22 protein-coding genes and 1 tRNA gene are annotated in these 23,056 nt (G+C 59.1%); 6 read left to right on the plus strand and 17 right to left on the minus strand.

Annotated features, from left to right (window positions below):
- Positions 1-45: 45 nt before the first annotated feature.
- The 15 genes from DXB44_RS05160 to ruvC all read right to left on the minus strand — a co-directional run bounded on the left by DXB44_RS05160 (position 46) and on the right by ruvC (position 16,293).
- The gene (locus DXB44_RS05160; protein WP_243111030.1) at positions 46-2,340 is read right to left on the minus strand and encodes a serine/threonine-protein phosphatase; all 2,295 of its coding nucleotides are present in this window, start codon (positions 2,338-2,340) and stop codon (positions 46-48) included.
- Positions 2,341-2,522: 182 nt separating this feature from the next.
- Positions 2,523-3,992 carry a glutamate--tRNA ligase gene (gene gltX, locus DXB44_RS05170; RefSeq protein WP_118657966.1) on the minus strand — a complete coding sequence of 490 codons (1,470 nt, stop codon included), beginning with the start codon at positions 3,990-3,992 and terminating at the stop codon, positions 2,523-2,525.
- Between the two features lie 156 nt (positions 3,993-4,148).
- The gene (locus tag DXB44_RS05175) at positions 4,149-4,592 is read right to left on the minus strand and encodes a DUF6773 family protein (RefSeq protein ID WP_118657967.1); all 444 of its coding nucleotides are present in this window, start codon (positions 4,590-4,592) and stop codon (positions 4,149-4,151) included.
- Positions 4,593-4,595: 3 nt separating this feature from the next.
- Positions 4,596-4,793 (minus strand): helix-turn-helix transcriptional regulator, encoded by a 198-nt coding sequence (locus DXB44_RS05180; RefSeq protein ID WP_015537233.1) that lies wholly within the window; start codon positions 4,791-4,793, stop codon positions 4,596-4,598.
- 157 nt (positions 4,794-4,950) lie between these two features.
- On the minus strand, positions 4,951-7,260 hold the full coding sequence (locus tag DXB44_RS05185; protein WP_118657968.1) for an ATP-dependent Clp protease ATP-binding subunit: 2,310 nt from the start codon (positions 7,258-7,260) through the stop codon (positions 4,951-4,953).
- 21 nt (positions 7,261-7,281) lie between these two features.
- The gene (locus DXB44_RS05190) at positions 7,282-7,977 is read right to left on the minus strand and encodes a hypothetical protein (RefSeq protein WP_118657969.1); all 696 of its coding nucleotides are present in this window, start codon (positions 7,975-7,977) and stop codon (positions 7,282-7,284) included.
- Positions 7,978-8,037: 60 nt separating this feature from the next.
- Entirely contained in the window at positions 8,038-9,258 is a 1,221-nt protein-coding gene (locus tag DXB44_RS05195; RefSeq protein WP_118657970.1) for a DUF5711 family protein, read from the minus strand.
- Complete coding sequence (gene truA / locus DXB44_RS05200; protein WP_118657971.1) at positions 9,255-10,019, minus strand: tRNA pseudouridine(38-40) synthase TruA; 765 nt, start codon at positions 10,017-10,019, stop codon at positions 9,255-9,257. The genes DXB44_RS05195 and truA overlap by 4 nt, the downstream gene beginning before the upstream one ends.
- A 221-nt stretch (positions 10,020-10,240) precedes the next feature.
- Positions 10,241-11,056, minus strand: a complete 816-nt coding sequence (locus DXB44_RS05205; RefSeq protein ID WP_005921978.1) for an energy-coupling factor transporter transmembrane component T — start codon at positions 11,054-11,056, stop codon at positions 10,241-10,243.
- Positions 11,056-11,970 carry an energy-coupling factor transporter ATPase gene (locus DXB44_RS05210; protein WP_005921980.1) on the minus strand — a complete coding sequence of 305 codons (915 nt, stop codon included), beginning with the start codon at positions 11,968-11,970 and terminating at the stop codon, positions 11,056-11,058. The genes DXB44_RS05205 and DXB44_RS05210 overlap by 1 nt, the downstream gene beginning before the upstream one ends.
- 13 nt (positions 11,971-11,983) lie before the next feature.
- On the minus strand, positions 11,984-12,823 hold the full coding sequence (locus tag DXB44_RS05215; protein ID WP_118657972.1) for an energy-coupling factor transporter ATPase: 840 nt from the start codon (positions 12,821-12,823) through the stop codon (positions 11,984-11,986).
- Positions 12,824-13,066: 243 nt separating this feature from the next.
- Positions 13,067-13,942: a class I SAM-dependent methyltransferase gene (locus DXB44_RS05220; RefSeq protein WP_005921982.1), complete on the minus strand. Its 876-nt coding sequence runs from the start codon at positions 13,940-13,942 to the stop codon at positions 13,067-13,069.
- A gap of 47 nt (positions 13,943-13,989) precedes the next feature.
- A complete protein-coding gene (gene ruvB, locus DXB44_RS05225) occupies positions 13,990-15,045 on the minus strand; it encodes a Holliday junction branch migration DNA helicase RuvB (protein WP_055186645.1) in 1,056 nt (351 codons plus the stop codon).
- Between the two features lie 3 nt (positions 15,046-15,048).
- Positions 15,049-15,660 carry a Holliday junction branch migration protein RuvA gene (gene ruvA, locus DXB44_RS05230; protein WP_118657973.1) on the minus strand — a complete coding sequence of 204 codons (612 nt, stop codon included), beginning with the start codon at positions 15,658-15,660 and terminating at the stop codon, positions 15,049-15,051.
- A 120-nt stretch (positions 15,661-15,780) separates the two neighbouring features.
- Positions 15,781-16,293, minus strand: a complete 513-nt coding sequence (gene ruvC / locus DXB44_RS05235; RefSeq protein WP_005921987.1) for a crossover junction endodeoxyribonuclease RuvC — start codon at positions 16,291-16,293, stop codon at positions 15,781-15,783.
- A 233-nt stretch (positions 16,294-16,526) separates the two neighbouring features.
- On the opposite strand from ruvC, the gene DXB44_RS05240 reads away from it, so the two are divergent.
- From DXB44_RS05240 to DXB44_RS05255, 3 genes are all read left to right on the plus strand, one after another.
- A tRNA-Val gene (locus DXB44_RS05240) sits at positions 16,527-16,602 on the plus strand.
- A gap of 455 nt (positions 16,603-17,057) precedes the next feature.
- Positions 17,058-17,375, plus strand: coding sequence for a hypothetical protein (locus DXB44_RS05250; protein WP_055187611.1), 318 nt, complete (start codon positions 17,058-17,060; stop codon positions 17,373-17,375).
- A gap of 488 nt (positions 17,376-17,863) precedes the next feature.
- Positions 17,864-19,366, plus strand: coding sequence for a recombinase family protein (locus DXB44_RS05255; protein WP_118657974.1), 1,503 nt, complete (start codon positions 17,864-17,866; stop codon positions 19,364-19,366).
- An 87-nt stretch (positions 19,367-19,453) separates the two neighbouring features.
- Here DXB44_RS05255 and DXB44_RS05260 read toward each other — a convergent pair whose 3' ends face one another.
- Positions 19,454-19,807 carry a cupin domain-containing protein gene (locus DXB44_RS05260; protein WP_118657975.1) on the minus strand — a complete coding sequence of 118 codons (354 nt, stop codon included), beginning with the start codon at positions 19,805-19,807 and terminating at the stop codon, positions 19,454-19,456.
- A 142-nt stretch (positions 19,808-19,949) separates the two neighbouring features.
- On the opposite strand from DXB44_RS05260, the gene DXB44_RS05265 reads away from it, so the two are divergent.
- From DXB44_RS05265 to DXB44_RS05275, 3 genes are all read left to right on the plus strand, one after another.
- Complete coding sequence (locus DXB44_RS05265; protein ID WP_118657976.1) at positions 19,950-20,279, plus strand: helix-turn-helix domain-containing protein; 330 nt, start codon at positions 19,950-19,952, stop codon at positions 20,277-20,279.
- Between the two features lie 262 nt (positions 20,280-20,541).
- Positions 20,542-20,859, plus strand: a complete 318-nt coding sequence (locus tag DXB44_RS05270; RefSeq protein ID WP_097779079.1) for a hypothetical protein — start codon at positions 20,542-20,544, stop codon at positions 20,857-20,859.
- Between the two features lie 75 nt (positions 20,860-20,934).
- Positions 20,935-21,354 (plus strand): PPC domain-containing DNA-binding protein, encoded by a 420-nt coding sequence (locus DXB44_RS05275; RefSeq protein WP_118657977.1) that lies wholly within the window; start codon positions 20,935-20,937, stop codon positions 21,352-21,354.
- Positions 21,355-21,411: 57 nt separating this feature from the next.
- Here DXB44_RS05275 and DXB44_RS05280 read toward each other — a convergent pair whose 3' ends face one another.
- Positions 21,412-22,986, minus strand: a complete 1,575-nt coding sequence (locus tag DXB44_RS05280; protein ID WP_118657978.1) for a lipase — start codon at positions 22,984-22,986, stop codon at positions 21,412-21,414.
- Positions 22,987-23,056 lie beyond the last annotated feature (70 nt).

A 23,056-nucleotide genomic window follows, 5' to 3' on the forward strand; every position in this document is an offset into this window, starting at 1 on the left:
GTATACCCCTCCTTCCCGCAAATTGCAACGGAAACTCTGCCGCCGTTATCCGCTCTTTTCCAGCCGGAGCACGGCGGCGGTGATATCATCCGGGCGGCCGGTCTTTTGTGCGCGGATGCGGGCGGTCTGTACCAGCGTCTCGGCAAGCTTTTCCGGCGCGTCTCCCGCCGCCGCCGAAAGCTCCACCTGCTTTGCCACCCAGCCCGCGCCGTCCACCAGCAAGCCGTCCGATACCAGCACCGCATAGTCCCCGGCGGTCAGGTGCACCACCCGGCTCTGCCCGTTCACCCCGCCCAGCACCCCCATGGGCAGGGTGGCCTCGCCCACAGCCCGCACCCGCCCGCCGTGCACCAGAAACCCCGGGGCGGCTCCGGCCTTGAACAGCCGCGCTGTGCCGGTGTATAAGTCCACGCTGATGAGGTCCAGCGTTGCGCCGCTCTCGTCCTCGCTTTTCAGCGCCAGCGCCACGTTCACCAGCCGCGCCGCCAGCTCGGCGGTAAAGCCCGCCTTGAGCAGCCGGGCGGTCAGCTCTGCCGCCAGATTGCCGTCCACCGCCGCCGGGCGTCCGGTGCCCATGCCGTCACATAAGATCATCTGCGCCGCCGTAGGGCTGCAAAATTGCTGCACTGCATCGCCGGAAACTTCGCCCCGGGCGGCTGCGCTTGCCGCCCCGAACACCGCCCGCAGCGCCGGTCTTTCGCTGAACAGCAGGGTGGTCATGCCCTTGCAGGAGAGCACCTGCGGCACCTCCAGCGTGCGGCGGCAGATATGCCCCACCTCCCCCGCCAGCGCCGCCAGCTCCTGCGGGGTGAACCGGGTGCGCGGCAGGGTGACGGCGGCATGGGTGCGGCCAAGGTCGTCCAGCGTGACGGCGCACTCCTGCGGCGGCGCACCCAGCCCGGTGAAGAACTCCGCCACCCGGCTGGATTTATAGGGTTCCGGGTCGCCGGGGCGTCCCAGCTGCTCGCTGAGCACCCCCAGTGCCTCGGCTACGGCGCTGTACTGCTCGGTCAGGGCGGTGCGCATGGCCTCGGAATGGATGCGCGCTTCCTTGCGGCTGCGGTACAGCGCAAAGCTGCGCCCCGCCGCCGCGCACAGCGCCGCCGGGTGGATGCAGCGGGACAATTGCCCGGGCAATTGCGCCGTTTCCACGCTGCCATTCTGTTCCAGCAGCGGACGCAGCGCTTCCATGCCCGCCATGGTGGCGGTGTATTCCTGCTTCCAGCAGGTCTCCCGCCGCCCGCAGTTAAAACAAAGGGTATCATGTACATTGTCTATGACCCAGCGGAAACCCTCCCGCCGCCGGGGCAAACCCTCGTAGACCGCATTCACCGTTTCCGCCAGCGAGGAAAGGCTCTGCGCCACGGCTTCCAGCCGGGTGGACGCCGCCGCACTGCGGGCGGGCGCGGGGGTGTTTTCTCCGCTCTGTGAGGGTTCCACCACCGGAGCCAGCCAGCCGCCGGGCAGCAGACAGACCACCGCCATGCCGCCGCAGGCGCTGAACAGCAGCCCAAAGGCGTTTCCGGGCGGCTGCACGCAGAGCACCCCGGACACGCACCCGCCCGCGTAGGCGGCAAGGGTTTCCACCCGCCGTCCGGGTGCCAGCACCGCCGCCGCTGCCGTGGCACAGCCAAGTCCCGCTGCCGCCGGGGCAAGGGCAGGGTCTGCGGCGCAGAGGGCGGCACCCAGTACCGCGCTGCCGCTCAGGGCGGCAAGCTTCTGCGCCCGGCAGCACAGCGCCAGCTCTGCGGCGGCACACGCCAGCACCCCGGGCGAGAACCACCCCCACCGCACACTACCCAGCGCCACCGCCACAGCTGCGCCCACCAGCAGCGTGCCCATGCCCGGGCGCTCCGGGGCGAATCTGCGCAGCCCAAAGCCGATTGCCGCCGCAAGCAGAGCGTCTGCCGCGCTGTACAGCAAAAGGTCTGCCCCGCCGCTGCTGCCCAGCGCAAAGCACAGCGCCATGCCGGTCAGGGTGCCGCAGCCCGCCAGCGCGGCGGGTACAAACTTTTGCGGCAGCAGCCAGCGGGCTGCCACGGCAGCGCCCAGCGCACACAGCTGACACAGGCTGCGCAGTGAAAGCTCCCCCAGCCCGTGGAGCAGCAGTCCCAGCGCCGCCCCTGCCGCGCAGGGGGCAAAGCAATCCTCTGCCAACCCAAGGGTCAGCCCCAGCCCAAAGGGCATCAGCGCCCCGTACAGCACCGCCCAGCCGCCGGCAAAGCCGATGCCCACCGCTGCCAGCCGCCGCGCCGCCGGGCGCAGCATCGCCCGTGCCGCCAAGGGCGAAGGCTGCAAGCACCGCCCGTCCGAAGATAAAACGCCCATCCGCTCTGTCATAAAAACTCCCCGCTTTCCGGCGGGGAGTTTGTTCTGTTCCCCGCACTGTCTGCATATACTGTAACGCGGGGCAGCGGCATTTTTTGGCGCGGTGCATAGAACCGCCCCAAACCCGCCCAAAGACGCAAAAAAGCCCTGCGGCCGTCATTTTGCCGCAGGGCTTTGGGGGTATTTTGTAAAACTTAACCGTTCAGCTTTGCAATGGCATCCTGCACGCGCTGCAGGGTCTTTTCGCGGCCCATCATGCAGGCAAGGTCGGTGCCGCCGCCGGGGGTGCGCTGCTTGCCGGACAGGGCAATGCCCAGCGGGTAGAGCAGCCAGCCGTTCTTTTTGCCCAGCTCCTCGGCCTTTGCCTTGCAGGCATCGAACACGGCATCGCGGTTCGCAAAATCCAGAGCCTCGTCGCTCAGCACCGGCAGCAGGGCCTCCAGTGCTTCTTTTGCGGTCTCCGGGGTGGTCTTTTGCTTTTTGTTGGCGTACAGGCTCACGTCGTAGTCCGGCATGGCATCAAAGAAATCCAGCTGCTCGGGGATCTCGCCCAGCACCTCGCACCGGGGCTGCAGGTTTGCGCACAGCAGCTTTTTGTCGATGGCGCTGTGCACGGCGCTGTCGATCCACGGCTCGGCCTTTTTCTGGAACTCCTCGGGGCTCAGGCGGCGGATATACTCCGCATTGATGGCGCGCAGCTTGAGGGGGTCGAAGATGGCGGGAGACTTGGAGATGCCCTCCGGCGACCAGATCTTGACCAGCTCCGGCAGGGAGAAGATCTCCTGCTCGGCGTACTCGCCGCGGGGGCTCCAGCCCAGCAGGCAGATATAGTTCAGCACCGCCTCGGTCAGGTAGCCCTTTGCCACCAGATCCTGATAGCTTGCATCACCGTTGCGCTTGGACAGCTTATTCTGCGCGTCCTTCATCACCGGCGGGCAGTGGATATAGGTGGGGATGTCCCAGCCAAAGGCCTGATACAGCAGGTTATACTTGGGGGTGGAGGACAGATATTCGCTGCCGCGGATGACGTGGGTGATACCCATCAGGTGGTCGTCCACAACGTTGGCAAAGTTGTAGGTGGGCATCCCATCGGTCTTGATGAGGATCTGGTCGTCCATCTCGCTGTTGTTCACCTCGATGTGGCCGTACACCACATCGTCAAAGCCGGTCACGCCCTCGCGGGGGATCTTCTGGCGGATGACGTAAGGCTCACCTGCGGCGAGGCGCTTTTCCACTTCCTCCTTGGGCAGCTCGCGGCAGCAGCCGTCGTAGTGGGTCATCTCACCGGCAGCGCGCTGCTCGGCGTGCAGGGCTTCCAGCCGCTCCTCGGTGCAGAAGCAGTAATAGGCCTTGCCCTCTGCCACCAGCTGCTCGGCATACTGCTTGAACATGCCCATGCGCTCGCTCTGCACATAGGGGCCCACAGGGCCGCCGATATCCGGGCCCTCGTCCCACAGAAGGCCGGTCTCCCGCAGGGTGTTGTAGATGACATCCACAGCGCCCTCCACATAGCGGCCCTGATCGGTATCCTCGATGCGCAGGATGAAGGTGCCATCCTCGTGCTTGGCCATCAGGTAGGTGTACAGGGCAGTACGCAGGTTGCCAACGTGCATATAACCCGTGGGCGAGGGTGCAAAACGGGTGCGGACTTTATTGCTCGGCATAGAAAAACGCTCCTTTATTCTCATGCAAAAAATTTGCGGATAGCTATGTTTTATTGTACTTATTCTGCGCAGTTTTGTCAATGCGGGATAATATCATGCACCCATGCAAAAGGGGCTGCTGCATCAAATGCTGTGCAGCAGCCCCTTTTTATAATATTATTCTCCGTCCTTCGGGTCATCCAGATGCTCGCGCCGTTTGCGTGTCAATGCGGCGCACAGCTGCAGCAATGCAAAGCACAGGATGCCGGTAAAAACACCGACAAAAACAGCACCGACCCAGTATCCACGGGAAAACCCGATGATCAGCGTAACCGCCACCGCAGCCACCAGAGAATACACGGCATTGGCCGGGGGCGTAGCCAAAAAGTGGCGATCCCACAGACCATTGCGCAGACACGCGACACCCGTATAGATGCAGCCGATCATGAATACGACCCACTCTCCGGCAGCCTTGTCCGCAGCCCCGAACACCGTCTGCACGATCCACGCCGCCAGAAGGCTGCCCCACAGCAGCCAGAAGCCATGGCTTTCAATTTTGCGCATGGTCTGCTCCTGCATCTCGTCCAACCGGTTTTTCTTGCTGTATAGTGAAAATTTCATAGTTCATTCCTCCCAGAACAGTTCATCCAGTGTCTTATCCAGAATTTTACAGATACTGCGGCAAAGGTTGATGGTGGGGTTGTACTCCCCTTTTTCAATGGCGTTGATGGTCTGGCGCGAAACGCCTGCCGCTTCGGCAAGCGCGCCTTGCGTCATGTCCTTTTCCGCACGAGCGGCCTTTAATTTCAGATTCTTCGGCATTGATACGCTCCTTTCCTGCCGGGTCGGCATTTGTTTTATCTTCTGGACATATAGTAGCATTTACCATTCTAAATGTCAAGTATATATTACAAAAAGTTTTTATGAGCAGACAAAAAGCACCCCGGCTGTTTCCAGCCGGGGTGCTTTGCGGTTACGATTATTTCAGCACGACTTCGCCGTTTTCATCGGCATCCACCACAAGGGTGCCGCCGGATGCCAGCGTGCCGTCGATCAGGCGCTCGGCGGCGGGGTCCTCCACCGCCTTGCGGATGGTGCGGCGCAAATCGCGCGCACCAAAGCGCCCGCCCTGACTCTTTTGCACCAGTGCCTTGAGCGCTGCCGGGGTGTAGCTGTAAGCGATGCCCTTGGCTTCCATGCCGGGCTTGTACTCGTCCAGCATCAGGGCGGCGATGCCCTGCAAGGTCTCCTCGGTCAGGGGCTTGAAGGCGATGACCTCGTCCACGCGGCCAAGGAACTCCGGACGCAGGAACTGTGCCAGCGCCTTGCGGGTCTTTTCCTCGCTGCGCTGGGCGTCGCTCTTGTTAAAGCCAAGGCTGCCCGCGCTCTGGTCGCTGCTGCCCGCGTTGGAGGTCATGCAGATGACTGTGTTGGAAAAATCCACCGTGCGTCCCTGCGCATCGTTGATCTTGCCCTCGTCCAGAATCTGCAGCAGAATGTTCATCACATCCGGGTGTGCCTTTTCGATCTCGTCGAACAGCACCACGCTGTACGGACGGCGGCGCACCTTCTCGGTGAGCTGACCGGCTTCCTCGTAGCCCACATAGCCCGGAGGAGAGCCGATCATACGGGACACCGCGTATTTTTCCATGTACTCGCTCATGTCCAGACGGATGAGCGGGTCGGGGCCGTCGAACAACTGTTCTGCCAGCTGCTTGACCAGCTCGGTCTTGCCCACGCCGGTGGGGCCCACAAAGATGAAGCTTGCAGGACGGCGGCGGCCGGAAAGGTCGGCGCGGCTGCGCTTGATGGCCTGCGCCACCAGATGCACGGCTTCGTCCTGACCGATGACCTTCTGCTTGAGAGCATTTTCCAGCCCTGCCAGCTTGACGAACTCGGTCTCGCGAATTTTCACCGCCGGGATGCCCGTCCACAGCTCGATGACCTTTGCCACATCGTCCATGGTCACCTGAATCTCACTAGCAGCGGCCTGCTTGGCGGGCAGCTCGGATTCCAGCTTGGCGATGCGGGTCTTGCGCTCGGCTACGCGCTCGTAGTCGATGGCTTCGTTCACATCCGCGCTTTCCATCTCGGCCTCTTCCTGCTTCAGGGCGTCCAGCTCTTTCTGCATGCCCAGATACTCGGAGATGACCGGGTGCGCCAGATTGCAGCAGGCGCAGGCTTCGTCCAGCAGGTCGATGGCCTTATCCGGCAGAAAGCGGTCGGTGATGTACCGCTCGCTCAGGGTGACCACCGCCGAAAGCACCTCGGCGGGCACCTGCACATGATGGTGCTGCTCGTAGTAGCGCTTGATGCCGTTCATCACGGCAAGGGTGTCTGCCACGCTGGGCTCCTCCACCCGCACGGGCTGGAAACGGCGCTCCAGCGCCTGATCTTTTTCGATGTACTTGCGGTACTCGGTAAAGGTGGTGGCGCCGATGACCTGAATTTCTCCACGGGAAAGGGCGGGCTTTAAGATGTTGCCCGCGTTCATGGCGCCCTCGCTCTCACCGGCAGAGGTGATGGTGTGGATCTCGTCAATGAACAGGATGACGTTGCCCGCAGCCTTTACCTCGCTCAGCAGGCCCTTGACCCGCTGTTCGAACTGGCCGCGGAACTGGGTGCCCGCCACAAGGCTGGTGAGGTCGAGCAGAAAAATTTCCTTATCCCGCAGACCGATGGGCACCTGACCCTTGGCAATGCGCTCGGCAATGCCTTCGGCAATGGCGGTCTTGCCCACACCGGCTTCACCGATAAGGCAGGGGTTATTCTTCTGGCGGCGGCTCAAAATCTGGATGGTGCGGTAAATTTCGCGGTCGCGGCCGATGATATCATCCAGCTTGCCCTCCCGCGCCTTGCGGGTCAGGTTTTCGCAGTAGGTATCCAAAAACTTGCGCTTGGGCGGCTTTTTGCCGTTTTTGCGGTCGGCCTTTTTTTCGCCGTCCTGCTTCTCCGTGCCGGTAAAGCCCAGCGGGAAGGTGGCATTGCTGCCGGGTACAAGATCCTCGTCCATGTTCTCCGCATCGGCATCCTCGCCGTTGCCGGACATATTCATCAGCATGGAAAGGGGGTTGGAGTCGCCCAGCTCCTCCATCATGCTCTCCATGCGGTTTTCCATGTTATCCAGATCCTGTTCCGACATCCCGAATTGTTTCATCAGATCGTCCACGGGCTTGATGTGCAGTTCCCGGGCACAGTGCAGACAGTACCCCTCCTGCTTCATCTGACCATTCTCCATCCGCTGGATAAAGATGATCGCCGGACGCTTCTGGCATCGAATACAGACCATAGTTCCTCCTTGTCGCCCCTGTTACAAAAAGGGGTTGAACACATTAAACGCTTTATAGTAAAGACTGCTGTGCATTACAGTGTCGTTAAGCACATTCAGGTTGCCGCCGGTGATGACCACCAGCCCCCACACCACGCACAGCACGAGGTATAGGTCCAGCAGAGCGGTCATGCCGCCGGTCAGCCAGCCAAGACCCCGGTTCACCGTACCGATGACCGGCAGCTTATTCACCAGCCCCAGCACGGTGACCAGCATACTGACCAGCAGCCGCAGCACCGCGTAGAACACAAAGAACAGCACCAGCATGATCACCGGGGTGAGCAGCGGCTGCAATACTTTTTCCACGATGGTATCGGCCAGCACCACGGCGTTATCTGCCAGCACAGCGTTGATGCTGCGCTCGCAGGCCGCCACGATGGAGGCGCGGAAGCTTTCGGGCAGAAAGCCCGCGTACTGCTGCGCAATGCCGGAAAGGTTCACCACGCCGTCTGCCGAAAGGTGGGCGGCGATCTGGGTGCGGAAGCCCCCGGCCAGCAGATTTTCAAACACCCAGCCCGCGCAGGCGGCAGAGAGCTGCCGTGCGCCCAGCAGGCTGATGAGGTTGCCAAACAGCTGCACGATGCTGGCAAGAAAGCCCTTGCGGGCGTAGCGTGCCATCAGCACCAGCCAGACTACCGTACATAGGATATCAAAAAGAAATGACGGATTCTTGAACATACCTTGTTTTCCCTGTTATAAAGATCACTTTCCCCGCAAAAATACCGGTTTCCCCCTCGGTCACCGGGCGCTGGAAGCCGTTTGCTCCGGCGGGGCGATCTGCTGCACCGTATTGCCGCACAGCACCAGCAGCTGCTTGCCCGCGATCAGCGCTTGCGGACGGACGGAAAGCGTCTGTCCCCACTGATACACCCCGTCTGCGGCAAAGCATTCCACGCCGCTGTCGGTGAGCAGATAAAAGTTTTGACCCCGGCGCAAGATCTGGTTTGCCGCAGGCACGTTGCCGCTGTACTGCACGTTCAGGTCCTTATCCAGCAGCACGGCGGTGCACACCTGCCCGTTTTCCAGCAGCAGGGCGGCGTTTGCGCCGTCCTGCGAAACGCTGACAAGGCTGCCGCCGCCAAGGTCAAAGCGCCCCCGCTCGCCGCCGTCCGCACCGTACACCACGGCGCAGTCCTCATACACAGCCAGCACGGTGTCGTTGTTCAGCCAGCCCAGCCATTGGGGCACGCTGTCCCCGCTGCTCAGCTGCACCGGGTCGCCCTGTGCAAGGTTGAGCACAAAGAGATTCGCCTGCAGCTGTCCCGCACTGGAGGTGACCGCCGCCACCGCCAGACGGCGGCTGTCGGCGGCAAAGGCCATCCGCACCGGGGTGCCCTGCGCGCTGGTCATATCCCAGTGCAGCTGTTCGCTCATGGTGGAGGTGTACACGGTCAGCCGGGCGGTGCTGTCGGCAGAATCGGCAGCCACTGCCAGCGTGCCGGTGTCCGACATGGCGCACAGATAGATGCTGTTTTCCAGCGTTTTGCTGTACAGGTTCTGGGTGCGGCTTTCCACCCGCAGCTCGTTGCCAGAGCGGTTGTACAGCACAAAGCGGGTCTTGCCCGCAGCCAGCGCCGGGCGGGCGTAACCGCTCTGGATGCCGGCAAGGCGGGTACCGCCCAAGCTGTACACCACGCAGGCATCCTCGTCCATGGCTACAAAGCTGCCGGACATGGGCTGCACGGCCGTCAGCTCCCCAAGGCCGGTCTGCTGCGGCCAGCCCACCGCCGGGGAAAGGGCGATGTGCACCGTATCCACCAGATCCTTTACCCGGGCGATGGATGCCCCCACCGCACCGGTGGCAAACAGGGTGACCAGCGTAAGCACCGCCAGAAGGATGACAGTGCGGCGCAGACGGCGGCGGTGCACCCGCTGGCGCGCTGCCTCCAGATATTCCACCCGTCCGGCAGAAAGCGGCTCTCCGTCCGGATTGCCGCCGCCGCGATGAATCTTTTTCATAGCTGCTCTTCCTTCCTTTCCGGGTAATCCACACACTTTAAAAACAAGCCCTTTGCGGGCAGGGTGGGGCCCGCCCGGCTGCGGTCCCGGCTTGCCAGAATGGCGGGGATGTCCGCAGCGCACAACCGCCCTGCGCCCACCTCGCATAAAGTGCCCGCCAGAATGCGCACCATGTTGTACAGGTAGCCGTCGGCGGTCACCTCAATGTCCACCTCGTCCCCGCGCCGGGTGACATGGCAGTCCGTGATGGTGCGCACAGTGTCCCCATGGGCGGCGGCAGAACTGCCCGCCGCGCACAGGGCCAGAAAATCATGCGTACCCACGAACTGCTGCGCCGCCGCCTGCATGGCAGCTTCGTCCAGCCGCCGGGGCACCCGGGTGTAGTAGGCGGCATCAAAGGGCGAGTCGATGGGGTGGTTATGGATGCGGTACAGGTAGGTCTTGGTATGGGCGGCGTACCGGGCATGAAAATCCTCCGGCACGGTCTGCGCCGCAAGCACCCGGATATCCGGCGGCAGATGCTGGTTGAGCGCCAGCGGCAGCTTCTGGGGCGGGATGCGGGTATCGGCGTGAAAATTCAGCCGAAAGCCCAGCGCGTGCACCCCGGCATCGGTGCGGCTGCAGCCCTTGATATCGGGCCGTGAGCCCAGCACCGCTTCCAGTGCATCCTGAAAGGTGGCCGCCACGCTGCGCCCGTTGGGCTGCACCTGAAAGCCGCAGTAATTTGTGCCATCGTAGGCAAGGGTAAGTAAAAAGTTCATAGTTAATATTTAGAATGGCCTCCGCTTTGCTCTGGCCATATTCAGCGGAAAAGCGTTTTTTATTTCGTGTTTGTCGCGGCCTGCGGGCCGCGACAAACACATTTTCACCGGAGGGGTCGCAGCGAGAAGCATCCTCTTTCTTCTCACACTTTAGCGCTGTACTTTATGGCTTGGCTCCCCCTTTGGGGGAGCTGGCGCGGGAGCGCCTGAGAGGGCTTTTTTTAATAATTCGGGAACACCAGCCGGGAGGCAAGGATGACGGCAAAGCAGGCGATGCAGACCGCAAGGTCGATGTAGTCCTGCTTTTCGCAGCGCAGCACCTTCAGGCGGGTGCGGCCTGTGCCGCCGCGGTAGCAGCGGCACTCCATGGCCATAGCCAGCTCGTCTGCGCGGCGGAAAGCCGAGATGAACAGCGGGATGAGCACCGGCACCAGCGCCTTGACCCGGTCGGTCATCTTGCCGGTGTCCAGCTGCGCGCCGCGCGCTTTTTGCGCGTTCATGATCTTATCCGTCTCCTCGATGAGGGTGGGGATAAAGCGCAGCGCAATGCTCATCATCATCGCCAGCTCGTGCACCGGGAAGTGCAGCTTGCCCAAGGGTTTGAGCAGCTGCTCAATGGCATCGGTCAGCACGATGGGGCTGGTGGTGTAGGTAAGCAGGCTGGTGCCCGCGATGAGCGCCATCACGCGCACCGCCATCAGCACTGCATAGCGCACGCCCTCGGCGTAGATGTTCAAAAACCAGAAATGCACCAGCGGGTCGCCCTCGCCGGAAACAAAGAAGAGGTTCAGCACCGCCGTGAACAGCACGATGGGCAGAATGGGCTTCAGGCTTTTGCCAATCATCTTGACCGGAATTTTTGCCACCTTGTACATGACCCCCAAAAAGAGGATGGACAAAGTAAGCCCCAGGGGGTTGGAGGCTGCAAACAGCAGCACGATATAAGCGACCGTCAGCACAAGCTTCAGTCTGGGGTCGAACCGATGCACCAGACTGTTGCCCGGGAAGTGCTGACCGATGGTGATATCTCGCAGCATCAGACAGCACCCCCTTTCTGTGCAGCGCTGCGGGGCAGCACAAGACTTTCCCCGGCATCGCGGCGGCGCTTGGCCTCCAGCAGGGTCTTGACCGCGTAGGGGATGGTGTACACGTCCGCAGGGACGTCCACCCCCATCTCCCGCAGCTTGAGGAAAATTTTAGTCACCTGCGGCACCGACAGCCCCAGCTCCAGCAGCTCCGGGGCGCGGGCAAAGACCTTTTCCACCGTGTCATACATGGCAATTTTCTTGTTGCTCATCACCAGCACGCGGTTGGCGTACTTGGCGATATCCTCCATGCTGTGGGACACCAGCAGCACGGTGGTGCCGGTCTTTTTGTGGTATTCCTTCACCTCGGAAAGGATATCGTCCCGTCCCTCCGGGTCAAGGCCGGCGGCGGGCTCGTCCAGCACAAGGATGCGGGGCTTCATGGCCATGACGCCCGCCACCGCCACCCGGCGCTTCTGACCGCCGGACAGCTCAAAGGGGCTGCGCTCCAAAAGCGCCGGGTCCAAGCCTACAAAGTCTGCGGCTTCGTGGACGCGGCGGTCTACCTCGGCTTCGTCCAAGCCCATGTTCTTCGGGCCAAAGGCGATGTCCTTGTAGCAGGTCTCCTCAAACAGCTGGTATTCCGGGTACTGGAACACAAGCCCGGTGAGAAAGCGGAAATCCCGGATCTTTTCCGGGTCTGCCCACAGATCGCGGCCATCAATGTAAATTTTGCCGCTGGTGGGCTTGTTCAGGCCGTTCATGTGGGTGATAAGGGTGCTTTTGCCGGAGCCTGTCGCTCCAATGATGCCCACAAAATCGCCCTCTTCTACGGTAAAGCTCACGTCGTCCAGCGCGGTCACTGCGGTGGGCAGGCCGGGGTTATAGACGTAGCTCAGATGTTCTACCTTAATGATATCTGCCATTTCGTCCGCCCCCTTACTGCAGCAGTTCATACAGCGCCTGTGCGCAGGCACCGGTGTCGATGATGCCCTCCGGCATCGGGATACCGGCCTTCACCAGCTCGTCCCGCAGCTCAGCGGCCTGCGGCACGTCCAGATGCAGCGAACGCACCTTTTCGGTCTGGCTGAACACCTCTTTCGGGGTGCCCTCCATCACCACATGACCCTTGCTCATCACCAGCACACGGTCGGCCTGTGCGGCTTCTTCCATATAGTGGGTGATGGACACCACCGTGATGCCCATGTTCCTGTTCAGGTAGTGGATGGTCTGCATCACCTGCTCGCGGCCGCGCGGGTCCAGCATGGCGGTGGCTTCGTCCAAGATCAGGCAGTCCGGGCGCATGGCAACCACACCGGCGATGGCCACCCGCTGCTTCTGACCGCCGGAAAGGTTGTGGGGTGCGCGCTCGCGGTATTCGTAGATGCCCGCCATCTTCATGGAGTCGTCCACCCGGCGGCGCATCTCGTCCTGCGGCACGCCGAGGTTTTCCAGCGCAAAGGCCACGTCCTCTTCCACCACGGTGGCAACGATCTGGTTGTCCGGGTTCTGGAACACCATGCCCACGGTCTGGCGGATATCGTAGAGTTTCTCTTCGTCTGCGGTGTCCATGCCCTCCACATACACCTTGCCGCTCTCGGGCAGCAGGATGGCATTGAAGTGCTTGGCCAGCGTGGATTTACCACAGCCGTTTGCACCCAGCACCGCCACGAACTCCCCGCGCTTTACCTGCACGGATACGCTGTCCAGCGCGTAGACCGGCTGCTCGGCATCGTAGCGGAACTTCAAATTTTCAGCAGTTAAAATCGTATCACTCATGCTTTGTTTCTCTTTCTGGTGGTGCGCCCCTCCGAAAGGGGCTGTACCCCATTCTATTGAAATTGATTGCTTGTTTTTAACGTCCTCGCCCTCTCAGGCGCTGACGCGCCAGCTCTCCCAAAGGGAGAGCCTCTGGCGCAACCGAAAAGTTTTCCGGCAAACGGTCAACTTTCCCGCCATGCCAAAGGCTCCCTCCCCGAGGGAGCTGGCACGGCGACAGCCGTGACTGAGGGAGTTCTTTCCTTATTCTTCCCAAATAGCGGTGGCACCACAGGGCACCACGCCGCCGGTGGCAGACACCGGCAGACCGATCTCGTCGCAGCTGGTCTTGCCGCCAAAGCGGGGCACCAGCGTGGTCTTGAGCATATACTCCATGACTGCCGGGGACAGGCCGGTGGTGTAGCTGTTGACCGCAAAGAACAGCGGTGTATCGCTGAGCACCTCTTCGCACTGGCTGATGAGGTCGTAGATGCAATCCTCCAGCTTCCAGATCTCGCCGCCGGGGCCGCGCCCGTAGCTGGGCGGGTCCATGATGATGCCGTCGTAGGTGTTGCCGCGGCGCTTTTCCCGCGCCACGAACTTGGCGCAGTCGTCCACCAGCCAGCGGATGGGCTTATCGGTCAGGCCGCTTGCCACGGCGTTGTCCTTGCCCCATGCCACGATGCCCTTGGAGGCGTCCACATGGCAGACGGTAGCACCGGCAGCGGCGCAAGCCAGCGTAGCGCCGCCGGTGTAGCCGAAGAGGTTCAGCACCTTCACCGGGCGGTTCGCGGCGCGGATCTTCTGCTGGTACCACGCCCAGTTGACCGCCTGCTCCGGGAACACACCGGTGTGCTTGAAGCCGGTGGGGCTGACGATGAGGGTGAGCTTATCCTCCCCCTCGCCGCAGCTGATCTTCCACTTTTCCGGCAGACGGCGGCGGTACTCCCACTCGCCGCCGCCCTGATTGGAGCGGTGGTAGATGGCATCTGCCTTTGCCCACAGGGGGCTCTGCTTGGGGGTCTTCCACACCACCTGCGGGTCGGGGCGGATGAGCAGAGTCTCTCCCCAGCGTTCCAGCCGGTTGCCATCGGTGGCATCCAGCAGTTCATAGTCTTTCCAAGTATCTGCAGGGCGCATAGCGTCCTCCTTCCGTTTATCGCGTCAAAAGTCCTATATATAATAAGTCAGAACAGGCTCTGCTGGCCGTTTTCCTCGGCGCTGCCGGTCTCCGGGGCTTTCATGCCCAGATGCTCATAGGCAAGGCGGGTGGCGCAGCGTCCGCGCGGGGTGCGGGTCAAAAAACCCATCTGCATCAGATACGGCTCGCACAGATCCTCCAGCGTGACGGCCTCCTCGCCCAGCGCGGCAGCCAGCGTTTCCAGACCTACCGGGCCGCCGTTGTACATCTCAATGATGGCGCGCAGCAGGCTGCGGTCCAGCTCATCCAGACCCAGCGCGTCCACGTCCATCCGCTTCAGACCCAGCAGCGCCACGTCCCGATCGATGATGCCGTCACCCAGCACGGTGGCAAAGTCGCGGATGCGCTTCAAAAAGCGGTTGGCCACACGGGGGGTGCCACGGCTGCACTTTGCCAGCTCATAAGCGCCCTCCGGGGTGATGGGCTGATCCAGAATGCCCGCCGACCGCATGATGATGCGGGAAAGCTCGTCCGGGCTGTACAGTTCCAGCTTGAGCAGCACGCCAAAACGGTCGCGCAGGGGGCCGGTGATCTGTCCGGCGCGGGTGGTAGCGCCTACCAGCGTGAACCGGGGCAGGTTGATGCGGATGCTCTGGGCGCTGGGGCCTTTGCCGATCATGATATCCAGCGCGTAGTCCTCCAGCGCGGGATACAGCACCTCCTCCACCTGCCGGGACAGGCGGTGGATCTCGTCGATGAACAGCACATCGCCCTCCTGCAGGTTGGTCAGCAGGGCGGCAAGGTCGCCGGGCTTTTCAATAGCCGGGCCGCTGGTGATGCGGATCTGCACCCCCATCTCGTTGGCAATAATACCCGCCAGCGTGGTCTTGCCCAGACCCGGCGGGCCGTAGAGCAGAATGTGATCCACCGGCTCACCCCGGCGCTTGGCGGCTTCCAGATAAATTTTCAGGTTCTGCTTGGCCTTTTCCTGCCCGATGTAGTCCTCCAGATGCTGCGGGCGGAGGTTATTTTCCTCACTGTCCGCCGGGGTCATGGCGGGCTGCATCATTTTTGCGCCGTACAGCGCGGTATCGTCCTGCATTGCTTACCTCCTGCCTGCCATGCTGCGCAAGGCCAGCTTGATGATCTCTTCCACCGGCAGCGTGGCATCGATCTTTGCGATGGCCAGTGCCGCCTCGCTCTGGCTGTAGCCCAGCGACACCAGCGCCGCAATAGCCTGTGCGCTGCTTTGGGTCGCGGGCGTATCGGCAGCAGAGCAGGCCACATCCTCCAGCGAGATGCCGTCCACAAAGCCCTTGGCCACCTTATCCTTCAGTTCCAGCACAATGCGCTGCGCCAGCTTCGGCCCCACGCCGGAGGCAGCCTTGAACGCCTTGTGATCCCCCGCCGAGATGGCCAGCGCCACCCGCTGCGGCTCCATGACGCTGAGGATGGCCAGCCCCACCTTGGGGCCAACGCCGGACACGGCGGTCAGCATCTCAAAGCAGGCCTGCTGCTCCTCGGTAGCAAAGCCGTACAGGCTCACATCGTTCTCGGTCACGCTCATCACGGTGTACAGGGTGGTTTCCTGCCCCACACCGGGCAGCGCCCCCGCCACACTGGCCGGGCACTGGGTATAGTAGCCCACGCCGCCGCAGCTGAGCACCACGGCGTTCAGGCTTTTTTTCACGATTTTTCCAGTCAGACAGTAGATCATTTGAATAAAACCCTCTCAGTCAATGCCTTGCGGCATTGCCAGATTCCCCCTTTTGTCGCTGCGCGACATCTTCCCCCGGCGCGGGGGAAGTCTTTCCTCTCAGGGGGAGCTTTTTATCGGTTAAATCGGTCCCGCCACCCGGCGGGTGTAGCGGTTGAGCTGGTTGCCGTTGGTGTGGCAGAAGGTAATGGCCATGGCCAGCGCATCGGCGGTGTCGTCCGGCTTTGGCACGGCGGGCAGGTGCAGCAGCACCCGGGTCATCTCCTGCACCTGCTTTTTCACGGCCTTGCCGTAGCCGGTGACCGCCTGCTTGACCTGCATGGGGGTGTACTCGTAGATGGGCAGCCCCGCCTGCGCCGCCGCCAGCAGTATGACCCCGCGCGCCTCGGCTACACCGATGACGGTGGTCTGGTTGTGCTGGTAGAACAGCTTTTCGATGGCCAGCACCTCGGGCTTTGTGCGTTCGATGACCTCCTTGATGCCGGTATACACCTCGTCCAGCCGCCGCTCAAACGGTACGCCCGCGTCCGTGCACACCGCGCCGAAATCCACCGGCGCAAAGCGGTTGCCCGCATACTCCACCACGCCCCAGCCCACGATGGCGTAACCGGGGTCGATGCCCAAAACTCTCATGCTGTGTTCCCTTTCCGACACTACTCCTATTATAGTTTTCTATTATAGCACAACGTCTGGTTGGGGGCAACAAGAAAGCTGTTGCCAACCGCCCCAAAACCCGCGCTGCACCGCACAGAAGCCGGGTTTCGGAGTGCTTTTTCAAAAAAGTTTTACAATTTTTGAAAAAAGACCTTGCTTTTTGGCATCGGATATGGTATTATAATCTAGCTGATTTCGGCAAAACAGAATATGGACGGTTAGCTCAGCTGGTAGAGCATCTGCTTGACGTGCAGGAGGTCACAGGTTCGAGTCCTGTACCGTCCACCATACAGTTCGTACTCGAACCCAATTCTCTATGAGAAAGGGTTCGGGTACGTTTTTTGTTTGCAGGAGGTTCTGAGAAAGGACTACTCGGAACAGTAAACGAGCAAAGGCAGGGTATCACTATGACGGTGGTATCCTGCCTTTTGTTTTGCGGGATCAAGTTCGCCTTGTGCGAACTTGGTCGCCCCCCTATATGGCTCACTGGGGGCAATCGCTGCATACGTGCGTACCGGGGAGAGCCTGTACACCTCTGACAAGGTGTAACACACTAGACTTTGTGCCAAAGTCTGTGTGCCAAGGGGCCAAGCCCATTAGAATCCCTGCGGAGCGTGTACGCACGTACGCAGAAAAATGGCAAAATTTCACTATATCGGGGTGTTCTTTCATGGAGGAGTGTGGTATACTCGGCTTAACCCAGTAAATTGGAAGTTGTGAACTTAGAATTAGAGGTGTTGAAAATGAAAATAATAATTATATTTATTGATTTACTGATGGCAACTGTTCTCTTTTTTGTTGGAAGATTTTTTATCAAATCAAGGAATACAGAAAGAAGTGTGCTGTTTTTATCAGGAGATTATACTGGATTAAACACAGAGAAAATATGCAGAGTTACTGGAAAACGGATTAAGACATGGGCAATGCTCTTTTGTCTTGGCGGTATAATTGATTTTATCAAGCCGGGCGCAGGAATAATAATAGTTTCCGTTTTTTTTATTATCTTACTTGTATTTCATTTGGTTGATATGACTATAAATCGAGACAAGTACCGGGTATAAATTCGCGTTTGTGGAGCGAAGCAGAACAATGAAAGCCCCAGTGGGGCTTTTAAGCGACAGAACGGTCTTGCGTAGCAAGATGAAGGGACCTCGCCCCGACAACTTCCAGTTTGCCGTACTCATTCCAGCAGGGTTTGGGGCAGGCACGCCCCAACAAGAACACTTCAAAAACGCGGGAGCATTGCAGAAGTGCAGTCCCGAATGGGCACAATATTTTCAAGAATTGAAAATTTGTGGCCACGGGACGATTCTTGCTCTCAGCTAATTCGCTCAAAACAGCTTTTGCGCAATTGTTTCCAAATTGTTAAGACGCATAAAGCAAGCAAAGAACCTTTTTCTTCTGAAGTGGTGGTGTTCACGGTGAGCACCACCACTTTTCTGTTTTGTTTTTCTTGCAAACGGGTGCGAAATATGGTATATAGGTTATACGAAACATTGCTTCGATTGAATAACCTGACATTCAATGATGTGTAAAGAGAGGTGCAGCCATGACCGCCGTAATCTACGCCCGCTATTCATCCGATAGCCAGCGCGAAGCGTCCATTGAGGGACAGCTGCGCGACTGCAAGGACTACGCCGAGAAAAACGGCATCACCGTGGTCGGCACCTACATTGACCGTGCCTACTCTGCCAAGACGGATGACCGCCCGGAGTTCCAGCACATGATAAAGGACAGCGCGAAGAAAATCTTCGATGTGGTTCTGGTCTGGAAGCTGGACCGCTTTGCCCGGAACCGCTACGATGCTGTGAACTACAAGCACCAGCTGGAAAAGAACGGTGTTCATCTGGTGTCTGCCATGGAACCCATTTCGCAAGGGCCTGAAGGCATTATGGTGGAGAGTATGCTTATTGGCATGGCGGAATACTATTCCGCCGAACTGGCCCTGAAAGTGGCGCGCGGTGAGCGCGAAAATGCCCTCCAGTGCAAGTACAACGGCGGTGTGGTGCCGCTGGGCTTCACCATTGGCAAGGAGGACAGGCTGTACCATATCGACCCGGAGACGGCTCCCATCGTGCAGGAAATCTTCAGCCGGTATGCCGACGGCGAACCGGCCGAGAAGATCGCAGCATCCCTGAACGAGCGCGGTCTGCGTACCCGCACCGGGAAGCCGTTCGTGAAGAACAGCTTCTTCCAGATCTTCCGGAACCGCCGCTACATAGGCGAGTACCGCTATAAAGACATCGTGACACCGGGCGGCATTCCCGCCATCGTGGACGAGGATTTGTTCAACCGGGTGCAGCAGCGTTTCGAGCAAAACAAGATCGCCCACGGTCGGCCTGCAAAAGAGGATGTGAGCTATCTGCTGACGACCAAGCTGTTCTGTGGCAAGTGCGGCACCCTGATGGGCGGCGAAAGCGGCACCAGCCACATGGGAAACACCTACTATTACTACAAGTGCGGCAACGCCAAACGCCACGGCAAGGCGCACTGCGACCTGAAAGCCATCCGCAAAGAGCCGCTGGAACGGTTCGTGGTGGAGACCGCTATTAAAGTGATTTTTAGCGATGAAATCATCGAACGGCTGATAGATTTGATCATGGAAGCCCAGCAGCAGGAGAACACCCGGCTGCCTGTCCTGAAAGACCAGTTGCGGGATACAGAGAAGCGGCTGGCAAACCTTCTGGAAGCCATTGAACAGGGCATCCTGACCCCGACCACCAAGCAGCGGCTGGACGAGCTGGAAGCCCGGAAAGAAGCCCTGAACACCAGCATTTTGGAAGAAGAACTGAAAAAGCCCGTCCTGACCCGCGAATGGATGCGGTTCTGGTTTGAAAAATTCCGCAAGGGTGACGTGGGCAGTACAGAACACCAGCGGCAGATCATTGATACCTTTGTCAACTCGGTCTACGTCTTTGACGACCGGGTCGTGCTCAATTTCAACTTCACGGACGATTCCAAAACGGTCACCCGTGAGGAAGTGTTGGGTTCGAGTGCTGTGGAGAATGCTCCACCACATCCCCAGACCATTCGGTCTGGGGATTTTTTGTAGTGTGCGGTACAGAACGAGAACCGAAACAAGTAAAGGCAGGGTATCACTATGGTAGTGGTATCCTGCCTTTTGTTTTGATATGTTTTATCAGTAGATCACAGCATCCGTTGTAGTATAGCCTTCGAGAGAATTCTCCTTGACCTGAATACAAATATAAGTGATTTCAGAATTGCTTGCAGCAAAGAACTGACGTTTTGCCACGGGAGAAATCTTCAGCCAGTCGCCTGCTGCAAGGCTGATTTCTTCGCCATCGATAACGACCTTGCCTTTGCCGGAAAGAACACCGTAGATTTCCTCATTTGCCTTGTGGGAGTGGACAAACGGAACATTTGCTCCCGCAGGAAGCGTATTCAGGCTGATCTCCGCACCAGTCAGGGCGAGCTTTTCATGGAGCTCCGTCCGATTTTCTTTTCCAACTGTCATTTTTGTGTAGCTTGCCATTGTAAGCACCTCCATTTTGATTCGCAATCTTTCATTGCCTGCGCTAAGTATAGAAGCTCGCACATTCAAAAACAAGTACGCACTTTTTTGTAACTGTACACTCAAAAATGAATGTGCTATACTATACACAGAGGTGACTGATATGCGTACAAAAGAAGAACTGCCGGAATGTCCGGTTGCAACAGCAGTATCCCTGATTGGCGGAAAATGGAAACTCTTGCTTCTGCGCAATCTGAAAGAGCGTCCATGGAGATTCAATGAGTTGCAAAGAAGCATCGACGGGATCTCGCAGAAAGTTTTAACCGAGAGCTTAAGACAGATGATTGATGATGGGCTTGCCTACCGCCGTGATTATCACGAGAATCCTCCCAAAGTAGAATATGGGTTGACCGATCTCGGAACGGAAATGTTACCAATCGTCAATGCACTTGCAGACTTTGGCAATTACTATAAATCAGTCGTTGATCGGTAAGGTTCGACTGCTGCTGACAATGCTCCACCACATCCCCAGACCATTCGGTCTGGGGATTTTTTGTTGTCATTCGCCAGCCCACGTTGAAGAGGAACAGCAAACCGAGAATTTCACTCTTATCGGGGGTGTTCTTTCCTTGGCGGGTGTGGTATACTCGGCTTAGCGCAACAAATCGAATTTGTAGAATTAGTAAATCTCGATTTTGGGAAATACAAGAATGTGTCTCATTATGGTTTTAATGCGGTTTGTAAGGAGAAACAATATGATAGGGTTTGTTATATGGTCACTTTTGGGAGTGTTTATAATTGGATTAGGAATAAAAGATATGTTTTCTAAGAATCCCGTTGGATTCTGGGCTAATACCGAAACAATAAAAGTAAAAGATGTGAAAGGTTACAATCGTGCGAGCGGACTATTGTTTATAATCTATGGAATCATTTTTGTTATATTAGGAATTCCGCTGTTAGAAGGTCAAAATACACCATACGTTCTGTTGTCGGTTATTGGTGTGATGGTGGAAACAATTGTAATTATGGCTGCTTATAGTTTAGTTATCGTTAAAAAGTATGAAGAGAAGTAAATAACTTCCAGTTTGTCGCACTCGTTCCCGGCAAAAGGCGGCGCACAAAAACACACATAAAGGAGAACCTTCCCCATGGAATACAAACGTTTTGGCAATAAGATCATTGTACGCATCGACAAGGACGAGGAGATCCTTGAACAGGTCAAAAAACTTGCCCTGAAGGAAAACATCCGCCTTGCCGCCGTGCAGGCGCTGGGTGCTACCAACAGCTTCACGGTGGGCGTATACGATGTGGCTGAGAAGCAATACCACGCCAACACCTTCAGCGGCAGCTTTGAGATCGTGTCCCTGACCGGCACCATCAACACCATGAACGGTGAGTTCTACACCCACCTGCACATGAGCGCCGGGAACGACAAGGGCGAAGTGTTCGGCGGGCATCTGAACCGGGCGGTGGTCAGCGCCACCTGTGAGATGGTGGTGGATGTTCTGGACGGCACGGTAGACCGCCAATACGACCCCATTACCGGGCTGAACCTGTTCAAGTTCTGAGTTTTGCCGTAAAACGAACCAAGGCCGCTGCGCGATGTCTGCGCAGCGGCCTTTTGCTTATAGTTCTTCCTGCCGGGTGTAGGGCTCCATGCCATGGTCGGCGGGGTCGTAGGATTCCAGCACGGTGATGTAGTTTTCCTGAAAGTGGCACATCACGGTCTTTAAAATGCCGCTCAGCTGCCCTTTTACCGTGATGGTGGACAGAACAAAGTTTGCCACCATCTGCACGGTATCCGGCTGCAATTCAAAGCACAGACCGACCGCCAGCATAGGGATGACGATCTGCTGCGCCTGCAGCGGCACCGCGCTGCCAAGCTTTTCCAGCACCGGGCGGCTCAGCGCCGAAGCCGCCTGTACGCTGCGCTCCACCTTTTCCTGTGGGAAGCGCTGCATCAGCTCCATGCTGCGCAGCTGTGCCACCACGGCAGCATCGTCCCGTATGATGCCTTGGGTCACTTCTTCCTCCGTGCGGGTGGTCGCGCATTGCAGCATACAGCGCATGGCGTCCTCGTAGTCCTCGTAGTAGGTCTGACGGTCGCAGAACAGATCCAGCATGGAGCGCAGCACGGCATCGGTCTCCTCGGAGACAGCCAGCCGCCCGAAGTCTATCGGCGTGCCCTCCATCCCTGTACTGCGGTCGTTCAGCGCCTCCAGCTCCTCCGGGATGACCGTAGAGGGCAGAAAGCGGTCGTTGCCGTTGCGATAAAAGCCCCACGCTGCGGGCAGGATGCGGGGGATGACGTCGCCGCTGGAAACGATATTGAAGATGTTGCTGGTGCCCCAGTCCTTTTTCAGCCTGCCGTCTGCCGTGTGGTTGTTGTCAAAATCCTGCTGAAATTCGTGGCAGTCTGCCGCCGTCAGAGCTGCCGGGGCGGCAAAGGTATAGACGTAGGTGTTTTTCTTTTCCAGCTGCGGCAGCACGGCGGGCAGACGCGCTGCCACAAGGTTGGTCACGCCGCCGCCCCGGCTGTACCCGCCCATCCAGAGCTTCAGGGTGCCCAGCGGCTGACGCTTTGCCGACGCCTGAACATATCCGCGTATTTTTTCGACCAGCTGCCGCGCCGCCGTCACAAAGCCGGTGTGGGCGCTGCCGGGTCCTGCATGAAGGTTGCCGGACCACTCAGCTCCATAGCCGGAGCCGCGCAGGAACGCCCCGATGATAGTCACCTGTCTGCCGCCACGCACCAGCGTTTTGCGGGCAACGGCACAGGCCACGGTGTCCGGGGTGTCGTTCAGGCTGTGGGTATAGTTGAACAGCTGCACCTCGGTAAAGCCCAGCTTTGCAAAGGCGTCCCGGATATGGTCGGCGCGGCCGACCTCGCCTTCCATCCAATAGCGCTGGTCGCTCTCCCACGGACAGTCGGTGGCTGTCGCCATGCCCAAGGTGGCCAGCGCCAGCTGGTTGTCGTACTCCGTGGCAGGGTGGTCGAACAGGCTGTCGCTGTAATAGTAGTCGTGCCGCAGGTCGGCGCTGTTGCGGTCGCTGCGGTACCACAGGGTATAGTAGTCGTCTGGCACAGCCCGGCCGACCAGCGCCGTAGCCGCCCCGGCCTGCGGCAGCGCCGCAGCGGGAGCAAGTGCTCCCGCCGCAAGGGTCACCGCAAGACCCTTGCAAAAATCCCGTCGTTTCATGGTTTCATCCTCTCACATCCGCCTCTGCGGCCTGTACACCGCAGGCTTTTTTATAGTATAATCCTTTTTG

Source organism: Faecalibacterium sp. OM04-11BH (assembly GCF_003482185.1).
Classification (GTDB): domain Bacteria; phylum Bacillota; class Clostridia; order Oscillospirales; family Ruminococcaceae; genus Faecalibacterium; species Faecalibacterium tardum.

Bases quoted from the DNA above. Each gene is read 5' to 3' on its own strand.
- DXB44_RS05210 (WP_005921980.1), bottom strand. From the start codon at position 11,970: ATGGCAGATATCATTAAGGTAGAACATCTGAGCTACGTCTATAACCCC.
- DXB44_RS05190 (WP_118657969.1), bottom strand. From the start codon at position 7,977: ATGTTCAAGAATCCGTCATTTCTTTTTGATATCCTATGTACGGTAGTC.
- ruvB (WP_055186645.1), bottom strand. From the start codon at position 15,045: ATGCAGGACGATACCGCGCTGTACGGCGCAAAAATGATGCAGCCCGCC.
- truA (WP_118657971.1), bottom strand. From the start codon at position 10,019: ATGAACTTTTTACTTACCCTTGCCTACGATGGCACAAATTACTGCGGC.
- ruvA (WP_118657973.1), bottom strand. From the start codon at position 15,660: ATGATCTACTGTCTGACTGGAAAAATCGTGAAAAAAAGCCTGAACGCC.
- DXB44_RS05265 (WP_118657976.1), top strand. From the start codon at position 19,950: ATGCGTACAAAAGAAGAACTGCCGGAATGTCCGGTTGCAACAGCAGTA.
- DXB44_RS05220 (WP_005921982.1), bottom strand. From the start codon at position 13,942: ATGCGCCCTGCAGATACTTGGAAAGACTATGAACTGCTGGATGCCACC.
- DXB44_RS05260 (WP_118657975.1), bottom strand. From the start codon at position 19,807: ATGGCAAGCTACACAAAAATGACAGTTGGAAAAGAAAATCGGACGGAG.
- ruvC (WP_005921987.1), bottom strand. From the start codon at position 16,293: ATGAGAGTTTTGGGCATCGACCCCGGTTACGCCATCGTGGGCTGGGGC.
- DXB44_RS05160 (WP_243111030.1), bottom strand. From the start codon at position 2,340: ATGACAGAGCGGATGGGCGTTTTATCTTCGGACGGGCGGTGCTTGCAG.
- gltX (WP_118657966.1), bottom strand. From the start codon at position 3,992: ATGCCGAGCAATAAAGTCCGCACCCGTTTTGCACCCTCGCCCACGGGT.
- DXB44_RS05205 (WP_005921978.1), bottom strand. From the start codon at position 11,056: ATGCTGCGAGATATCACCATCGGTCAGCACTTCCCGGGCAACAGTCTG.
- DXB44_RS05195 (WP_118657970.1), bottom strand. From the start codon at position 9,258: ATGAAAAAGATTCATCGCGGCGGCGGCAATCCGGACGGAGAGCCGCTT.
- DXB44_RS05275 (WP_118657977.1), top strand. From the start codon at position 20,935: ATGGAATACAAACGTTTTGGCAATAAGATCATTGTACGCATCGACAAG.
- DXB44_RS05175 (WP_118657967.1), bottom strand. From the start codon at position 4,592: ATGAAATTTTCACTATACAGCAAGAAAAACCGGTTGGACGAGATGCAG.
- DXB44_RS05185 (WP_118657968.1), bottom strand. From the start codon at position 7,260: ATGGTCTGTATTCGATGCCAGAAGCGTCCGGCGATCATCTTTATCCAG.
- DXB44_RS05270 (WP_097779079.1), top strand. From the start codon at position 20,542: ATGATAGGGTTTGTTATATGGTCACTTTTGGGAGTGTTTATAATTGGA.
- DXB44_RS05280 (WP_118657978.1), bottom strand. From the start codon at position 22,986: ATGAAACGACGGGATTTTTGCAAGGGTCTTGCGGTGACCCTTGCGGCG.
- DXB44_RS05255 (WP_118657974.1), top strand. From the start codon at position 17,864: ATGACCGCCGTAATCTACGCCCGCTATTCATCCGATAGCCAGCGCGAA.
- DXB44_RS05180 (WP_015537233.1), bottom strand. From the start codon at position 4,793: ATGCCGAAGAATCTGAAATTAAAGGCCGCTCGTGCGGAAAAGGACATG.
- DXB44_RS05250 (WP_055187611.1), top strand. From the start codon at position 17,058: ATGAAAATAATAATTATATTTATTGATTTACTGATGGCAACTGTTCTC.
- DXB44_RS05215 (WP_118657972.1), bottom strand. From the start codon at position 12,823: ATGAGTGATACGATTTTAACTGCTGAAAATTTGAAGTTCCGCTACGAT.